3 protein-coding genes are annotated in these 3,321 nt (G+C 65.6%); all 3 read right to left on the bottom strand.

Translation table 11 applies throughout. The features are described 5' to 3' along the window. Positions 1 to 210 precede the first annotated feature (210 nt). Complete coding sequence (locus tag VKP01_RS14745) at positions 211 to 657, bottom strand: NfeD family protein (RefSeq protein ID WP_324413588.1); 447 nt, start codon at positions 655 to 657, stop codon at positions 211 to 213. A 65-nt stretch (positions 658 to 722) separates the two neighbouring features. Next, a complete protein-coding gene (locus VKP01_RS14740; RefSeq protein WP_324413586.1) occupies positions 723 to 1,652 on the bottom strand; it encodes an SPFH domain-containing protein in 930 nt (309 codons plus the stop codon). A 126-nt stretch (positions 1,653 to 1,778) separates the two neighbouring features. Next, the coding region (locus VKP01_RS14735) for a GMC family oxidoreductase (protein ID WP_324413584.1) at positions 1,779 to 3,321 on the bottom strand (1,543 nt) is incomplete at its 5' end.

Raw genomic sequence — 3,321 nt, 5'->3', positions numbered from 1 at the left:
CCGAGCAGATGAGCCATGGACAATCCCCTTGCGGCGCCGCCCATGTGATCACGGTGGAATGACCGTATGATCCCGGGCGGCGGCGTGGCCGTTTCGATGCACCATGGTGACCGCCGTCCGCCCCCGCGCCAAGTCCGCAGGACGTTCATCGACGCGATCCCCGGATGGGCCGGGGGCGCGTGCGGGGAGCATATGCGTTTCTTGCGTGACTTATGCGGCCACGCGGCTGACGCGTGGCCTTGCACCGTCGATGGCGGTGACTTCGACGAGTTCGCCTTGCTTGACGGGGTCGTTGCTGACCACGGCGAAGCTGGTATCAGCGACGCGGATGCGCCCGCGTCCGGCTTCGAAATCGGCGAGCGCCACGTAGCGGCGCCCGATCATGGCTTGCAGGTCCTGGTTGAGCATCGGCGCGCCGGTGCCTTTGCTGCGGCGCTGGAATGCGAATCCAAGGCCGAGCGAAGACAGCATCGCCACGGCGAAGGTCAGCATCTGCCAGGCCAGCCCCAGTTCGGGGGCGAGCGTGAGGATGAGGCCGACGGCAAGCGCGCCGAAGCCGATCCACAGCAGGAACACCCCCGGTACCAGGATCTCGAGACCGGCGATCAGCGCGCCGGCAATGATCCAGATCCAGGGCGAATCGAACAGCGTTTCCATGGCGCTCGGGTATCCTCGTCTCGGGGCCCGGCGATTCGTTCACGCCGGGCACAGCCTTCATACTCTCACGTTCGCGACGGATTGCCGACAGTCTTGAGCAATTCGCCGATCCCGGCCACGGCGCCGGTCACGCCGCCGGCTTCCAGCGGCATCAGCACCAGCTTGGAATTGTCGGCGGCGCCGATCTGGCCGAGCGCCTCGACGTATTTCTGGCCGAGGAAGAACTGCACCGCCTGGATATCACCCTCGGCGATGGCCTTGGAGACCACCTGTGTCGCCTTTGCATCGGCTTCCGCCGCGCGTTCGCGGGCTTCCGCCTCGAGGAAGGCGGCTTCACGCAGTCCCTGGGCGCGCAGGATCTCGGCCTCGCGTTCGCCCTGGGCCTTGAGGATCTCCGCCTCACGCAGCCCATTGGCTTCCGTGACCGAAGCGCGGCGGCGCCGCTCGGCGGTCATCTGAAGATTCATCGCGGCCTGGAGATCTTCCGACATGCGCAGATCGCGGATCTCGATACGCATGATCTTGACGCCCCAGGGGTTGGTGGCCTCGTCGATGATCGCCATCAGGATCTCGTTGATCTCCGCGCGTTTCGACAAGGTATCGTCGAGATCCATCGAGCCGATCACCGAACGCAGATTGGTGGTGGTGAGATTGACGATGGCATCTTGCAGGTTCTGCACCTGATAGGCCGCGCGGGCGGTATCCTGCACCCGGAAGAAGACGACGCCGTCGGCGATCACGGCGGCGTTGTCCTTGGTGATCACGGTCTGGGCCGGCACGTCGAGCACCTGCTCCATGACGCTCAGACGGCGGCCGATCCGGTCGATGAAGGGCACGATCAGGCATAGCCCCGATTGCAGCGTGCGGGTGTAGCGCCCGAAGCGTTCCACTGTCCATTCCTCGCCCTGCGGCACGGTCTTGATGCCGGCGTAGAGCACGAGGATCGCCACGACCACGATGGTCAGGGCGAAGATCATGATGGGTTCGAATGTCATGGTCGGTCCTTCGATGGCGTTCAGGCGGGAAAATGCCGATACGGGATCGGAGCGCTATCGCATTGCAATGTTAATTTTTTGCGCGCCGCCTGCCGAATACCGGCGAAAAGCCGCCTGTGCGCCCGGTCAGCCCGCGCGCGCCGAAGCGGCATCACCGACCGCCTTCCGGCCCAGGATCAGATCGGCGGCCTTCTCGGCGATCATGTAGGTGGCCGCGCAGGTATTGGCGGATGGCATGGTCGGCATGATCGCGGAATCGGCCACGCGCAGGCCTTCGATGCCGTAGACCCGCAAGGTGTCGTCGACGACGGCTGAGGGGTCATGTGCGGGGCCCATCCGGCAGGCGCCGATCAGGTGATAGGCGGTGCTGCCGTTCTCACGCGCGAAGGCGAGCAACTCGTTGTCGCTTTGCACCTCCTCGCCGGGTGACACCTCCCCGTCGCGGTAAGGCGCGAAAGCCGGCGATTGCAGTAACTTTCGCACAAGCCGGATACCGGCGACCGTCACCGCCCGGTCCTCGGCATGCATCAGGTAATTGGGCTGGATCACCGGATTGTCGAACGGGTCGGGCGAGCGTGCGCGCACGTAACCGCTGCTCTCCGGGCGCAGCTGATAGGCGCCGAGCGTCATGCCGGGGAAATTGTCGAGCACCCCGGTGACGCTCTTCATGTAGCTGCCAGGGGTGAAATTGAGCTGGATATCGGGCTCAAGCGAAACGTCGCGCGCATTGGCGAAACCATAGGCGACGGACGGGCTGATCGCGAGAATGCTGGGGCGACCGATCGCCCATTTCGCGATCTCGCGCCACAGCTTCACGCCGCGCGCCATGTCGTTGATCGTCTCCACGCCTCTGGCGCGTGCCACCAGCCGGACCATGTAGTGGTCGCGCAGATTCGCGCCTACCCCTTCGAGGGCATGGACGGGCGTGATGCCGAGATCGGCTAGGCGATCGGCAGGGCCGATCCCGGAGAGTTGCAGCAGCTTGGGCGAATTCGCCCCGCCGCAGGTGAGGATCACTTCCCGCCGCGCGTGCAGTTCCCGCACCGGCCCGCCGCGCTCATGCGCATAGCGGATTCCGGTCGCGCGCCGCCCCTCGAAGGTGATCGCCGTGGTATGGGCATTGCAGCGCAGATCGACGCGCCCGGAACGCAGTGCGGGGCGCAGGAAGGCGGTCGCCGCGCTGACCCGCCAGCCGTTGTTGATCCAGCGCTGGAAGTAACCGACGCCTTTCTGCGTTTCGCCGTTATAGTCCGGGTTTCGCGGCAAGCCGGCATCGACAGCGGCTGCGAGGAATGCCTCGCAGAGCGGATGCTGCCAGTCGCAATCGGTGACGGGGAGCCCGCCCTGGCTGCCGCGATAATGCGACCCATGCGCGCCGATCCGCCGCTCCGTGCGGCGGAAATACGGCAACACGTCGTCATAGCCCCAGCCGCGATTCCCCATCTGCGACCAACTGTCGTAATCGGCTGCCTGACCCCGGTTGTAATTGAATCCGTTGATCGCGGTCGAGCCGCCGAGCGTGCGCCCCTGCGGTATGGTGATGCGCCGCCCGGCCGTGCCTTCGCCCGGTTCGGTGGCGAATTGCCAGGCATATTTCGGATTGGTCACCGCCTTGATGAAGCCGCCGGGCACATGCAGGTTGATATTGCGGTCGGGCGGGCCCGCTTCG

The sequence above is a fragment of the Saliniramus sp. genome (assembly GCF_035311605.1).
Lineage (GTDB): Bacteria > Pseudomonadota > Alphaproteobacteria > Rhizobiales > Beijerinckiaceae > Saliniramus.
This window is presented reverse-complemented; position numbering and strand designations above follow the sequence as displayed.

Coding starts and splice junctions, on each gene's coding strand:
- VKP01_RS14745 (WP_324413588.1), bottom strand. CDS start 657: ATGGAAACGCTGTTCGATTCGCCCTGGATCTGGATCATTGCCGGCGCG.
- VKP01_RS14740 (WP_324413586.1), bottom strand. CDS start 1,652: ATGACATTCGAACCCATCATGATCTTCGCCCTGACCATCGTGGTCGTG.